This window comes from Arthrobacter sp. MMS24-T111 (assembly GCF_054888995.1).
Genome location: NZ_JBTZRO010000001.1, coordinates 3,095,500 through 3,108,876 on the forward strand (window position 1 = coordinate 3,095,500; position 13,377 = coordinate 3,108,876).

At 67.3% G+C, this 13,377-nt stretch carries 9 protein-coding genes and 1 pseudogene; 5 read left to right on the forward strand and 5 right to left on the reverse strand.

Annotated features, from left to right (window positions below; translation table 11 throughout):
* The first annotated feature begins 73 nt into the window (after positions 1 to 73).
* On the forward strand, positions 74 to 1,309 hold the full coding sequence (gene metK, locus ACX5I6_RS14565; RefSeq protein ID WP_018761414.1) for a methionine adenosyltransferase: 1,236 nt from the start codon (positions 74 to 76) through the stop codon (positions 1,307 to 1,309).
* A gap of 90 nt (positions 1,310 to 1,399) precedes the next feature.
* On the forward strand, positions 1,400 to 3,469 hold the full coding sequence (locus ACX5I6_RS14570; protein WP_461840934.1) for a primosomal protein N': 2,070 nt from the start codon (positions 1,400 to 1,402) through the stop codon (positions 3,467 to 3,469).
* A 56-nt stretch (positions 3,470 to 3,525) separates the two neighbouring features.
* On the opposite strand, the pseudogene ACX5I6_RS14575 reads toward ACX5I6_RS14570, so the two are convergent.
* From ACX5I6_RS14575 to ACX5I6_RS14590, 4 genes and pseudogenes are all read right to left on the reverse strand, one after another.
* Positions 3,526 to 4,601: pseudogene (locus tag ACX5I6_RS14575) on the reverse strand (glycosyltransferase family 4 protein).
* The gene (locus tag ACX5I6_RS14580; RefSeq protein WP_461840935.1) at positions 4,598 to 5,527 is read right to left on the reverse strand and encodes an alpha/beta fold hydrolase; all 930 of its coding nucleotides are present in this window, start codon (positions 5,525 to 5,527) and stop codon (positions 4,598 to 4,600) included. Before ACX5I6_RS14580 ends, ACX5I6_RS14575 begins: the two are co-directional and overlap by 4 nt.
* An 8-nt stretch (positions 5,528 to 5,535) precedes the next feature.
* A complete protein-coding gene (locus ACX5I6_RS14585; RefSeq protein WP_461840936.1) occupies positions 5,536 to 6,405 on the reverse strand; it encodes an aldo/keto reductase in 870 nt (289 codons plus the stop codon).
* Between the two features lie 19 nt (positions 6,406 to 6,424).
* Positions 6,425 to 7,390: a sugar-binding transcriptional regulator gene (locus ACX5I6_RS14590; RefSeq protein ID WP_026264485.1), complete on the reverse strand. Its 966-nt coding sequence runs from the start codon at positions 7,388 to 7,390 to the stop codon at positions 6,425 to 6,427.
* 165 nt (positions 7,391 to 7,555) lie between these two features.
* Here ACX5I6_RS14590 and ACX5I6_RS14595 point away from each other — a divergent pair, with 165 nt between their 5' ends.
* From ACX5I6_RS14595 to glpK, 3 genes are all read left to right on the forward strand, one after another.
* Positions 7,556 to 9,343, forward strand: a complete 1,788-nt coding sequence (locus ACX5I6_RS14595) for a glycerol-3-phosphate dehydrogenase/oxidase (protein ID WP_461840937.1) — start codon at positions 7,556 to 7,558, stop codon at positions 9,341 to 9,343.
* 89 nt (positions 9,344 to 9,432) lie between these two features.
* The gene (locus tag ACX5I6_RS14600; RefSeq protein WP_285246149.1) at positions 9,433 to 10,182 is read left to right on the forward strand and encodes an MIP/aquaporin family protein; all 750 of its coding nucleotides are present in this window, start codon (positions 9,433 to 9,435) and stop codon (positions 10,180 to 10,182) included.
* A 40-nt stretch (positions 10,183 to 10,222) separates the two neighbouring features.
* Positions 10,223 to 11,737: a glycerol kinase GlpK gene (gene glpK, locus ACX5I6_RS14605; RefSeq protein WP_285246148.1), complete on the forward strand. Its 1,515-nt coding sequence runs from the start codon at positions 10,223 to 10,225 to the stop codon at positions 11,735 to 11,737.
* 93 nt (positions 11,738 to 11,830) lie between these two features.
* Here glpK and ACX5I6_RS14610 read toward each other — a convergent pair whose 3' ends face one another.
* Positions 11,831 to 13,357, reverse strand: a complete 1,527-nt coding sequence (locus ACX5I6_RS14610) for an FAD-dependent oxidoreductase (RefSeq protein ID WP_461840938.1) — start codon at positions 13,355 to 13,357, stop codon at positions 11,831 to 11,833.
* Positions 13,358 to 13,377 lie beyond the last annotated feature (20 nt).

Here is a 13,377-nt window from a genome sequence, read left to right on the forward strand (position 1 = left end):
GTTTCAGGCCACGTTTGCTTAGCACGGGGACATCTCCCGCCTGGCAACCAACACCAACCAGTAAGGTAGTTGAGTGACTTTACCGCTGCACCTTCCCCAGGCCCACGGGGCCACGCCCGCCGCGCTCCGGCTCTTCACGTCCGAGTCGGTCACAGAGGGCCATCCGGACAAGATCTGCGACCAGATCAGCGACGCCATCCTGGACGCGCTGCTGGCAGCGGACCCCGAGTCGCGCGTGGCCGTGGAAACCATGGCCACCACGGGCCTGGTGCACGTGGCAGGCGAAGTCACCACCGACGCCTACGTCGAGATCCCGCAGATCGTCCGTGAGACCATCCTGGGAATCGGCTACGATTCCTCGGCCAACGGCTTCGACGGCGCCCGGTGCGGCGTCTCCGTCTCCATCGGACAGCAGTCCAACGACATTGCCGGCGGTGTGTTCAACTCACTCGAGGCGCGCGAGGGCCGCCAGGAGGACGATTACGACCTCCAGGGCGCAGGGGACCAGGGCCTGATGTTCGGCTACGCCAGCGACGAGACCCCTTCCTACATGCCGACGCCGATCTGGCTCGCCCACCGGCTGTCCGAACGACTCACCGAGGTCCGCAAGACGGGCCAGCTGGCCTACCTCCGCCCGGACGGCAAGACCCAGGTGACCGTCGGCTACGACAAAGACGTCCCCGTCTCCGTGGAGACAGTAGTGATCTCCAGCCAGCACGCCGACGGCGCAAGCCTCGAGCAGCTCCGCGCGGACCTCGCCGCCATCGTGATCGAACCTGTGCTTGCCGGCGCCAACCTGGACCTCTCGCGCACCGCGAACATCCTCAACCCTGCCGGTGAGTTCGTTATCGGCGGACCGGTTGGGGACGCCGGACTCACCGGCCGCAAAATCATTGTGGACACCTACGGCGGCATGGCCCGCCACGGCGGTGGCGCCTTCTCCGGCAAGGACCCGTCCAAGGTGGACCGCTCTGCTGCCTACGCCATGCGCTGGGTGGCCAAGAACGTGGTGGCCGCAGGACTGGCCAAGCGCGCCGAGATCCAGATCGCGTATGCGATTGGCCAGGCCCGGCCCGTGGGAACGTACGTGGAGACGTTCGGCACCGAGACCGTGGACCCGGCCAGGATCAGCGCCGCCATCGCCGAGATCTTCGACCTGCGCCCGCGCGCCATCATTGACGCCCTTGACCTGAAGCGGCCCATCTACGCAAAGACCGCCGCGCACGGGCACTTCGGCCGCGACGATCCTGACTTCACCTGGGAACGCCTGGACCGGGTTGATGACCTGAAGGCATTCTTCAACGCCTGACAGTCCCCGTGAGGCGTCCGGAAGACCAATGTCAGTGCCCGGTGCTTGGCTGTCCTTGTCCAACCCGGTACCTGAACGGAGGTAACCGCCATGGTTGCTGACAGTTCCGTCCAGCCATCGTTGCTGCAGGGATTTCCGGTTCGGACTCCGTCCGCCGGAGCCATGGCAGCACAGCTGCCGGTGGCGCGGGTCCTCGTGGAGTCCTCCCTCCCGCACCTGGACCGGCCTTTCGACTACGCCGTCCCGGCCTCCCTTGACCGGGAGGCCCGGCCCGGGGTGCGGGTCAAGGTCAAGTTCAACGGCCAGGACCTCAACGGCTTCCTCCTCGAACGGGTGGCGGAGTCCGACGCCGGACATGCCCTGGTGCCCCTGGCCAAGGTCGTTTCACCGGTTCCGGTCCTCACGCCCGCCGTCCGGGACCTGGCCACCGCAGTCGCCGCCCGGTACGCCGGTACTGTCAGCGATGTCCTCCGACTCGCCGTTCCACCCCGCGTCGCCAGGCTGGAGAAGGATTACCCGGGCGCCTACGCGAAAGCGGAAGCCGGAACCACTCCCGCCGCCGGCCCCTCAGCCTGGGCGGACTACCGCACCGGTGCGGCCTTCCTGCGGCACCTGGCCGCCGGTGGAGCGCCGCGCGCGGTGGTCAACCCGCTCCAGGGCTACGGACACGCCGGGTGGCCGCACCTCCTCGCCGAAGCCGCTGCCGCCGCCTACACGTCGGGCCGCGGCGCCCTGCTGGTGGTGCCGGACTACCGCGACCTTGACCGCCTCGAGGCAGCACTCAAGGATGTGCTGCCGGATGACGCCGTGGCACGGCTCACCGCAGACGACGGCCCCACGCCCCGGTACCGCAACTACCTTCGCCTGCTGGCCGGCACCGCCAAAGTGGCCATCGGCACCCGGTCTGCCGCCTTCGCACCGGTACCGGACCTCGGCCTGGTCGCCTGCTGGGACGACGGGGACGACCTCCACATCGAGCAACGCGCACCCTACCCGCACGCCCGGGAAGTCCTGCTCCTGCGGGCGGAACAGGAAGGCGCCGCCTGCCTCCTGGCCGGGCACTCGCGCAGCACGGAGGTCCAGCGGCTGGTGGAGTCCGGGTGGGCCATCCCCGTGAGCACCCCGCGTAACACCCTGCGGGCCACCGTTCCGCGGGTCGTCAGCACCGCCGACACCTTCGAGCAGGCCCGCGACCCGCTCGCGACGGTCGCCCGGCTTCCGCACGCGGCCTGGCAGGCCGCCAAGGAAGGCCTGGAGCGCGGACCTGTCCTGGTGCAGGTGGCCAGGTCCGGCTACGCGCCGTCACTGGTCTGCGAAACGTGCCGCGAGCCGGCACGCTGCGGAACCTGCCAGGGGCCGTTGGCGCTGGCAGGCACGTCGGCGCTTCCCCAGTGCCGCTGGTGTTCGACGCCGGCACCGGACTGGAGCTGCACCCACTGCGGCGGCCGGCGGCTCCGGAAAGGGGCCACCGGGGTCCTGCGTACTGCGGAGGAGCTGGGGAGGGCTTTTCCCGGCAAAACCGTCGTTACCTCCTCCGGTGACCAGGTAAAGGCCAGGGTGGGGGAGGCAAAGGCCCTGGTGGTGGCCACGGTGGGGGCGGAGCCGGTCGCGGCCGGCGGCTATGCAGCGGCCCTGCTCCTGGACGGCGACTCCCTGCTGCGGCGGGAAACCCTCCGCGCCGGCGAGGACACGGTCAGGCGGTGGCTGAACGCCGCGGCACTGGTGCGCCCTGCCCCGGACGGCGGACTGGTGGTGGTGACGGCCACGGACACCGCTGCCACAGGCGCCCTGCTCCGTTGGGATCCTGCCGGCTATGCCCAGCGGGAGCTGGCCCTGAGGATGGAACTCCAGTTGCCCCCGGCGGTCCGGATCGCATCTGTCACCGGGCCGCGACCCGCCGTCGAACACTTCACGGCCGCCGTGGAGGCCGGGCTCGGCAGCGCCGGAATAACGGTGCGCACCGCAGGCCCGGCGCCGCTGGTGCTGACCGCTCCGCCGTCCGGGAGGCGCTCGGCCGAGGACGTCCGGACCCTGCTGTTCTTCCCGTATGGCCAGGCGGCCGCCGTCGTCCGTGTCCTGCGGGCCACCCGGGCGGCCGCGGCCGCCAAGCGGACCGTGGAGCCGGTACAGTTGCGCCTGGACGGCGTGGACGTCCTGTAACGGGTTGGCAGCACGGTGCTTGTTGCCGCGCCTGCGTCACCGGACTGGAGACGCGCTCAGCGCCGCCTGTTCGCCACCACTTCGTGTGCCGCATCCACCAGTTGCCTCGCCGATTCGTCCCAGCTGAATTCGGCGGCCCGCGCCACGGAACGCCGGGACATGTCCTGCCAATGCCCGTCATCCTGCAGCTGCGCCACCGCGTGCGCGAACTGTTCGGGGGAGCCCGGGTCCACGTACAGGGCTGCGTCCGCGCCCACCTCGCGGAAGATCGGGATGTCGCTGGCGATCACCGGCGTCCCCACGGCCATGGCTTCCACCAAGGGGAGCCCGTAGCCCTCGGCCCTGGACAGGCTTACCAGTGCGGTGGCCCGCCGCAGCAGCCCGTCATATTCCTCGTCGGTGACGCCGTTGTGGAACATCACGGCGGCGCCCGGCGGCACCAGGCCTTCGAGTTCCGCCCGCCGTTGTGGACTGATCCGGCTCAGCAGGTGCAGGGTGTAGCCGGGCAGCCCGGACATGCCGGCCACCATGGTTTCCACGTTCTTGTAGGGCATGAACGAGCCCATGTAGATGAGCGTCTTGTCCGCGCCATCACCCGGGGTGCGGTGGACCTGGGCCGGCTGGGGGGCGTTGGCGATGATGCGCACCGGCCGGCGGGTGAGGCGGTACTTGGCGATGAGCGCCTCCGTGGTCCGGCTGATGGTGGCCACCGTGTCGGCCCGGTTCAGCAGCAGCCGCTGGGGCCAGAACGCCTTGTGGTAGAGGCGCCAGAGCAGCCTGACCGGGGCCGGCAGGAATCCCGGGGAGCGGGGTGCTCGTAGTAGATGAGGTCGTGCAGCGTCAGGATCAGGCCGTACTTCCTGCCCCAGGTGCCCATGGTCTGCATGGGGCACACCACCACATCGGCGCCGAGGCCGTTGACCTTGCGGGCCACGAACAGCTCCAGCGGTGAGAGCGGACTGTTGATCAGCGTGTACGGAACATCCGGCAGGAGGGCGAGCTGGCGGACGTCGGAGACCAGCATGGAGACGTCTGCGATTTTCGCCGTGGCGGCGATCAGGCTGGCCCCGTAGCGGCTGATGCCGTCATGGTGGCCGGTGCGGGTAAAGCGGGCGTCGATAACTATCTTCACGCGGGATGATCCTTCAGGAAGCTGCGGATGTGGCGGGCGGCGGGCTCCGGCGTTTCGTAGTGGATCAGGTGTCCGACGCCGGGAATCACCTTCAGCTCCCCGTCCGGCAGCAGTGCCAGGAGGCGCTGCTGGCTGGGAAGCGTGGCTATTTCGTCCCTTTCGCCGGCCACCAGCAGCACGGGGAGCTCCAGCCGGCCGGCCACCTGGGCCACGTGGTTGCTGACCGACGCCGTGAAGGACTCCAGCAGGCTGTCGCGGTCGGCGAAGGAACTGAAGTACGCGTGGTGCTGGCCGTGGATGAATGCCCGCAGTTCCTTGTCGCGTGTCTTGGCCATGGTCTCGCTCATGACGCGCACAATCAGCCGGTTGCGCAACAGGGCCAGCCCCGGTTTGCGGGGGAGCCTTGCCGCCAGCCGGTAGTACAGGACTGCCAGCCGCGTCATCACGCCTTTGGGCCCCTCCAGCGCCGGGGCAGCAATGGGGTTGATGAGGATCAGGGGACGGACTGCGCCGGGGTGGCCGGCCACAAAGTGCGCTGCCACGATCGAACCGAAAGAGTGGCCCAGCAGGACGGTGTCCGGTCCCAGCCCGCGGGCCGCCATGAAGTCGCTGACGAACTGTCCGTAGCGTTCCACCGAATGCTCGTCCTGCCCGAAGGCGTCGGACCTGCCAAAGCCCGGCAGGTCGGGCATGATGATGCGCATGTCCGGCAGTTGGTCCGCGACGCGCAGGAGCCCGTGATGGTCGCCCCGGAAACCGTGGATCACCAGGATGGTGCGGGTTTCCGGTGTTTCCTCCAGCGGCTCGTAGGTCCAGAACGCCACGCTGCCGCCGTCGAGGGTTACGGTGCCGGCCGAAGTCCGCGCTGCCAGTGCGGCACTCACGTATGCCGGCGCAGGGGAGGTCCCCGGGTTCACGGTATCCATGCCCGCGCCTAGTTGACGTTGTCCGGATGCGAACCGGTGCGCTGCCCGCGGTCCAACGCAGTAATCGCGGCCAGGTCCCGTTCGGAAAGCTCGAACCCGAAGACGTCCAGGTTCTCCCGGATGCGGGCCTCCGAACTTGCCTTGGGGATGGCGACGTTGCCCAGCTGCATGTGCCAGCGCAGGATTACCTGCGCCGGGGTCCTTCCGTGCTCGGCGGCGCAGGCTTCGATGACCGGATCCGCAAGCACCTGGCCGCGGCCCAGCGGGCTCCATGCTTCGGTCCGGATACCCAGGTCAGCGTGCTTGCTGCGCAGTTCTTCCTGCTGCAGCCAGGGGTGCAGTTCGATCTGGTTCACGGCAGGAACCACTTCGGCGCTTTGCAGGAGCCGGTCAAGGTGGGCGGGCTGGAAGTTGCTGACGCCAATGGCGCGGACGCGGCCTTCGCGGTAGAGGGTCTCCAGTGCGCGGTACGTTTCCGGGAACAGCCCGCGCCGCGGGCATGGCCAATGGATCAGGTACATGTCAACGTAGTCCAGCCCCAGGTTGACCATGGAGTCGTCGAAAGCACGCAGCGTGGAGTCGTAGCCGTGATGGTCGTTCCATACCTTGGTGGTGATGAAAACGTCCTCCCGGGTCAGGGAAGGGGACAGCTCCCCGGACCCGCCGCTTCCGGTTCCGTCGCCAAGCTGGGAACTGATGCCACGCGCGACGCCGGTCTCGTTTCCGTACATGGCCGCGGTGTCGAAGTGGCGGTAGCCTGCCGCGAGCGCCGTGGCCACCAGGCCTTCTGCGTCCGCCGCCGGCACCTTATACAGCCCAAAGCCAAGCTGGTCGATCAGCACGCCGTTGTTCAGGCTGAGCCGGGGTGAGGTTCTCATGGAAACGACTCTACCCACTTCAGCTTGTCAGGCCCTCGTAATCGACCAGCCGGCGGGCGGTGGCTTCGTCCAGGATCAGGTCCGTGGCCAGCCTCGCGGCCAAGGCCCCGCGGAGGCCGTTGATCTTGGAGACACCTGAGACCACGCAGATCCTCCGGCGCACCTGGCGCAACTGGGCAAGTGCCGGCCCGGTGGAGCGTTCGTTCAGGACGATCCCGTTGGAGGAACCGTCGGCCCGGAAGAACACGGTGGCTACGTCGCCCACCACGTCCGAGTTGGCCAGCGCGTTCAGGTCCTCCTCGTCGAGGTATCCGCCCGCGTAGACGTGGCTGGGGTAGTCGGCGTGCACCGAACCGACACCGAAGATGGCAATGCTCATCTTGGCCTGGAGTTCCAGTACGCGCTGCACGCTGCGTTCATTCCACATGGCCGTCTTGGTGGCGGCGTGGTCGAAGAATGCCGGGACGGGAAACTGCTCCACCCGTGCGCCGTAGGCGCTGCCAAACCTTCGCATGATGTCACTGGCGTAGGTAATGCCCGTGGTGTGCATGTTTCCTGCGCCGTTGAGCTGGACGATAACGCTGTCGTGGGTGATCTTCCGGGTGAGGTGCCGGCTGACCGCGCTGAGGGTGGATCCCCAGGCAACGCCGATGATGGCATTGGAGTCCACCAGGGGACCGATGGTGCGTGCGGCCTGCATGGCCACGCGGTCCAGGGTTTCGGCTTCGTTGAGCGTCCCCAGGACCGGTACAACGTGCACGTCAAGGTTGTACCTGCGCCGGATCATGCCTTCCAACTCCGGGCCGGTATCGAGCGGATTGCGGATCTGGATCTGCACCAGCCCCGATTCCCTGGCGGCGGACAGGAGGCGTGAAACGGTGGACCGGGAGGTACGCAGTTCGCGTGCGATCGCATCCATGGTGAGGTCCTGCAGATAGTACATTTGTGCAGCTCGGAGGGCATCTGCGTCCCTGGAGAGAGTCATCTCATTTCCCATCTGCACGTTTGTGCATAGTGCTTGACTCCATTTTCCATATCTCCAAAGAATAGAGCAGAACGGCGGCACGCTACGGTGGCAGCCGCATCACTCAAAGCCCCAAGGGAGTTTGTTTTGGGACCCAAGGAACCAACTGTCCAACTGTCTGCCGGCGTGCCCCGGTCCGGAGCCGAACGCTCATCGGTACACAGCCTCCGGCGCAGGCCACACGCCAAAGTGCTCGTGGTGGGCGGCGGCATCAATGGGGTAGGCACGTTCCGTGACTTGGCTTTGCAGGGCGTCGACGTCGCACTCGTGGAGCGCGGAGATTACTGCCAGGGGGCCAGCGGCGCATCATCGCACATGATCCACGGCGGCATTCGCTACCTCGAAAACGGCGAGTTCCGCCTGGTGCGTGAATCCGTGGTGGAACGCAACCGGCTGCTCAAGATCGCGCCGCACTACGTCAAGCCGCTGCAGACCACCATTCCCATCTTCAGCACGTTCTCCGGTATCCTCTCGGCGCCTTTACGCTTCCTGACCCACAAGCAGCAGGGCAAGCCGAAGGAGCGCGGTGCGTTCCTTATCAAGGCCGGGCTGAGCCTTTACGACTCGTTCTCCCGAGACGGCGGGACCGTGCCGCGGCACCAGTTCCGGACGCACAAGGCCGCCCTCAAGGAACTGCCTGCCCTCCGCCCGGACGTCAAATACACTGCCACGTACTTCGATGCCTCCGTGCACAACCCGGAGCGACTCACCCTCGACGTCCTGCAGGACGGTGAGAAGGCCGGCCGCCCCGCGGGGACGGAGCAGGCCCACAACGCACAGGGCAACACGGCGCGTGCCAGCAACTACCTGTCCCTGCAGTCCATGTCTCCGGCCCCCAACCCCGGAACCGGGCGGGGCAGCACCGTCCGGCTCCGTGACGAACTCACCGGCGAGGAATTCGATTTCACGGCAGACGTCATCGTGAACACCACCGGCGCGTGGGTGGACCTTACCAACGGCGCCATGGGTGCCGCGTCATCCTTCATGGGCGGCACCAAGGGCTCGCACATCGTGCTTGACCACCCGGGCCTCCTTGCCGCGTGCCGCGGCCGCGAAATCTTCTTTGAGCACACCGACGGCCGGATCGTCCTGATCTACCCGATGGGTGACCGGGTCCTGGTGGGCACCACCGACGTCGACGCCGACATGTCCGAGGACGCCATCTGCACCGACGAGGAGATCGCGTACTTCTTCGACCTGATCGGGCACGTATTCCCCTCGGTCGACGTGACACCTGAGCACATCGTGTACACGTTCTCCGGCGTCCGCCCACTGCCAAGCCATGACGCCACCCAGCCCGGCTTCGTCTCCCGCGACTACCGCATCGAACGCCGCACCTCCGGACACGACGCGGACTCCGCCGTCGTCCTGAGCCTGGTGGGCGGCAAGTGGACAACGTTCCGCGCCCTCGCGGAGCACCTCGCCAACGACGTCCTCGCCGAACTCGGCATGCAGCGCAAGGTTTCCACCGCGCAGCTGCCCATCGGCGGCGGCGCCGGGTTCCCCGCTGACGAGAACGGCGTCCAGCAGTGGATCAAGGCACACATGTCCGCCGGCCGGGACGCGGACCGCACGGCGGGCCTGCTGACCCGCTACGGAACCCGGGCCGAAGAAGTGATCGGGTACCTCGACGCCGCCCCTGACCAGGCGCTGCGTTCCACCCGTGAGCTCAGCGTCCGGGAACTGGAATTCATGGCGGCACACGAACAGGTGGGCCATCTGGTGGATGTCCTGATCCGGCGCACCTCCCTGGCTTTCCGGGGACTCGTCACCGGTGAGCTGCTCAACGAGGTCGCCGAGGTGCTCTCCGGACCGCTCAAATGGGACGCTGCAACGCGCACCGCAGAAATCAAGCACGCCCAGGACGTGCTGCAGCGTTTCCACCGGGTGGAAACGCACAGCCTGGTCTCCTGAGGCCGGGCGGGGCCGGGGGCGTGAGTCACCCCGGCCCGACGGCCCTCCACCCGCGGAGGGCCGACAACTAAAAACAGAAGGAGTCAAAGATGTCTCTAGGAATAGTCTTCCTCTCCGAAGTCTTTGGTACCGGCATGCTGACCCTCTTGGGTTGTGGTGTCGTTGCCAACGTGGCTTTGCGGGGGACAAAAGGCAACAACGGCGGGTTCCTCATGGTCACATGGGGGTGGGGAATCGCCGTCTTCGCGGGTGTCTTCGTTGCCGCCAAGTCAGGCGCGCACCTGAACCCCGCCGTCACACTCGGCCTGCTGCTCAACGGCAAGGCCGAGTACGCCCCGGGAGTCACCGTGGATATCGCGTCCACCCTGACCTACTTCGCCGGCGAAATGGTGGGCGCGTTCCTCGGCGCCGTGGTCTGCTGGCTGGCATACAAGCAGCACTTCGACGACGAACCCGAGCCCGCCGGCAAGCTCGGCGTTTTCTCCACCGGACCGGCCATCCGGTCCACGCCCTGGAACGTCATCACCGAAGTCATCGGCACCTTCGTGCTGGTGCTGGTCATCCTCACCCTCGGCGGGACCCCCTCCGGGCTCGGTCCGCTCGCCGTTGCCCTGCTGGTCGTAGGCATCGGCGTGTCCCTCGGCGGCCCCACCGGCTACGCCATCAACCCCGCCCGCGACCTCGGACCCCGCATCGCCCACGCAGTTCTTCCCATCAAGGGCAAGGGCTCCAGCGACTGGGCCTACTCGTGGGTGCCCGTCGTCGGACCGTTGATCGGCGGCGCACTCGGTGGCCTCGTGGCCCGCGTTGTCCCCATCATCGTCACCGCAGCATCCTGAACCCACACGACAAATCAACAAACCGGACAAGGACGTCATCATGAACCAGTACGTAATCGCCATCGACCAGGGCACCACCAGCACCCGCGCCATCATCTTCGACCACAGCGGCGCCATTGTCTCCTCCGGCCAGATGGAACACGAACAGATCTTCCCGCAAGCCGGCTGGGTGGAGCACGACGCCACGGAAATCTGGAACAACACCCGTGAGGTCATCGGCTCCGCGCTGTCCAAGGCGAACCTGACGCGGCACGATATCGCCGCCGTCGGCATCACCAACCAGCGCGAAACCGCCGTGGTGTGGGACAAGACCACCGGCAAGCCGGTCTACAACGCCATCGTGTGGCAGGACACCCGGACCCAGGACATCGTCGATGAACTGTCCAAGGACGGCGGCGGGGACCGCTTCAAGCAGAAAGTCGGGCTGCCGCTGGCAACCTACTTCTCCGGGACCAAGATCAAATGGATCCTGGACAACGTCGACGGCGCCCGCGAAAAGGCAGAGGCCGGCGACCTGGTGTTCGGCAACACCGATGCCTGGGTCCTCTGGAACCTGACCGGCGGCGTTGACGGCGGCGTCCACGTCACCGATGTCACCAACGCATCGCGCACGCTGTTCATGGACCTGGAGACCCTCCAGTGGGATGACGAGATCCTGGGCATCTTCGGTGTGCCGCGCAGCATGATGCCGGAAATCAAGTCCTCCTCTGAGGTCTACGGCGAGGTCCACGGATCCCAACTGCTCCGCGAGACACCCGTGGCAGGTATCCTGGGCGACCAGCAGGCGGCCACCTTCGGACAGGCAGCCTTCGACACCGGCGAAGCCAAGAACACCTACGGCACCGGCTGCTTCCTGATCTTCAACACCGGCGAGGAGATCGTCCACTCGAAGAACGGGCTCCTGACCACCGTTGGCTATAAGCTCGGCGACGCCAAGCCGCACTACGCCCTTGAAGGATCCATCGCCGTCACGGGCTCCCTGATCCAGTGGCTGCGGGACAACCTGGGCATGATCAGCAGCGCACCGGAGGTGGAGACCCTGGCAGCGGCCGTCAAGGACAACGGCGGCGTGTACATCGTCCCCGCGTTTTCCGGCCTCTTCGCTCCCTACTGGCGCTCGGACGCCCGTGGTGCGATCGTCGGCCTGACCCGCTTCGTCAACAAGAACCACATCGCCCGGGCAGCCCTGGAAGCCACCGCGTTCCAGACCCGCGAGGTGCTGGACGCCGTCAACGCGGACTCCGGAGTTCCGCTGAGCGAGCTGAAGGTCGACGGCGGCATGGTCGCCAACGATGCCCTCATGCAGTTCCAGGCGGACATCCTGGGCGTTCCGGTGATCCGGCCCAAGGTCGTGGAAACCACGGCGCTGGGCGCCGCCTACGCGGCCGGCCTTGCCGTCGGCTTCTGGAAGGACCTGGGCGAGCTGTCCGCGAACTGGTCAGAGGACAAGCGGTGGGAGCCGCAGATGGACAAGGCGGAGCAGGAGCGCCAGCTGCGCCTCTGGAAGAAGGCCGTGACCAAGTCCATGGACTGGGTCGACGAGGACGTGCGGTAGCGTCCTTCGGTTTTTTGGGCCGCCCTGCCGATATCCGGCGGGGCGGCCCTTCCATGTCCGGCCCCAGCCAGGGGTGGGCGAGGGGAAGCGCTTTCAGGGCGTGGGGCGCAGCGGCAAGTCCTCGGTGGCCGGTCCCTGGATGACCGCGCCGTCCACGGTGAAGCGGGAACCGTGGCAAGGGCAATCTTCCCGGTTGAAGCCGACGGTGCAGCCCAGATGGGTGCAGGTTGCGGACACCGCGTGAAGCTCACCGGCCTGGCCGCGGTAGTAGGCCGTGCTGGTCCCGGCCGTGTCAATCACCTTGCCGGCCCCGGGGCCAAGGTCCGCCACCTGCCGTGCAACGTCGTCCGGGCCGGCCTCCTGCCCGTCCGGGCTTCCACCGGCCTTTGCTTGGCCGTCCCCTGCCGCCCTGGTCCCGGGGTGCAACGGTGCACGGTTGCTGTCAAACAGCGCAGCCCAATCGTTGGGGGTGCCATTGAGCAGGTCCGTGAGCATCAGCGCGGCGGCGGTACCGTTGGTCAGCCCCCACTTGCGCAGGCCTGTGATGACGAAGGCATGCCGGCTGTCCGGAGTCAGCGGCCCGACGTAGGGCAACCCGTCCCGGGGTACGGCGTCTTGGGTGGACCAGCGGTAGGCAACGGGCCCGGCTCCGAAGCGGCTTTGGGCATAGCCGGTGAGGCTCGCGTACCGCTGCCCCGGATCCACGTGTTCGGCGGCAGGGTGGCCCTCGCCGCCGGCCAGCAGGTACGTCACGCCGTTCAGCCGGACAGTGAGCAACGACCGCATGGGTTCATCGGCGCTGATGAACGTAGCGTCCAGGGGAGGACCGTCCATCACCGCGGCAACGATGTAGGAGCGGTGCGGCGGGCACAGTGCCTCCAACCTGCCATGGTCTCCGAAAGGGACGTTCGTGGCCACAATCGCGTCAGCGGCCAGCACGGTGCCGTAGTTGGCGGTGACTTTCACCTGTGGGCCGTCTTGCAGGGCAACGGCCCGGGTTCCCTCGAAAACGAAGCTGCCCTCTCCGTCCACTCGTGCGGCCAGCCCCTGAAGGTACTCCACCGCGTGGATTTGGGCCTGGCCGTCAAAACGGACAGCGCCCGCCACGGGAAAAGGCAGGGGTACCTCGGCCGTGAATGAGGCGGGAAGTCCAAGCCTGGCGGCCAGTTCGGCTTCGGCGCGCACCTGTGGGAGGGTGTCCTTACTCCCGGCGAAGGTGAAGTTGGCAACCCTCCGGAAGCCGCAGGAGATGTCCTCCGGCGCCACCAGATGGGCGATGTGTTCCACGGCAGCCTGGTTTGCCGTGCCGTAGACCCCTGCTGCGAAGGCGCCGTGACTGTGTTCCAATGCCGTATACGCCAAGCGGTGAAGGGACGTCACCTTGCCGGTGGTATGCCCGGTGACCCCTGTGCCGATCCTGGCGGCTTCAAGAACTGCTACCGAGCGGCCCGAGCGTTTGAGGGCCAGCGCTGCCGTCAGTCCGGCGACCCCGCCCCCGATTACTGCCACGTCCACCTCAACTGTGCCGCGCAGGTCAGGGAAACGGGTTGTTCCGGCGCTTGCCAGCCACAGCGAGAGCGGCGCCCCTTGGGCGGAGCCGGTGGTGGTTGCATCAGCCACCGCGTACCACCTCCCAACGT

Coding starts and splice junctions, on each gene's coding strand:
- ACX5I6_RS14580 (WP_461840935.1), bottom strand. CDS start 5,527: ATGGATACCGTGAACCCGGGGACCTCCCCTGCGCCGGCATACGTGAGT.
- ACX5I6_RS14600 (WP_285246149.1), top strand. CDS start 9,433: ATGTCTCTAGGAATAGTCTTCCTCTCCGAAGTCTTTGGTACCGGCATG.
- ACX5I6_RS14585 (WP_461840936.1), bottom strand. CDS start 6,405: ATGAGAACCTCACCCCGGCTCAGCCTGAACAACGGCGTGCTGATCGAC.
- glpK (WP_285246148.1), top strand. CDS start 10,223: ATGAACCAGTACGTAATCGCCATCGACCAGGGCACCACCAGCACCCGC.
- ACX5I6_RS14570 (WP_461840934.1), top strand. CDS start 1,400: ATGGTTGCTGACAGTTCCGTCCAGCCATCGTTGCTGCAGGGATTTCCG.
- ACX5I6_RS14590 (WP_026264485.1), bottom strand. CDS start 7,390: ATGACTCTCTCCAGGGACGCAGATGCCCTCCGAGCTGCACAAATGTAC.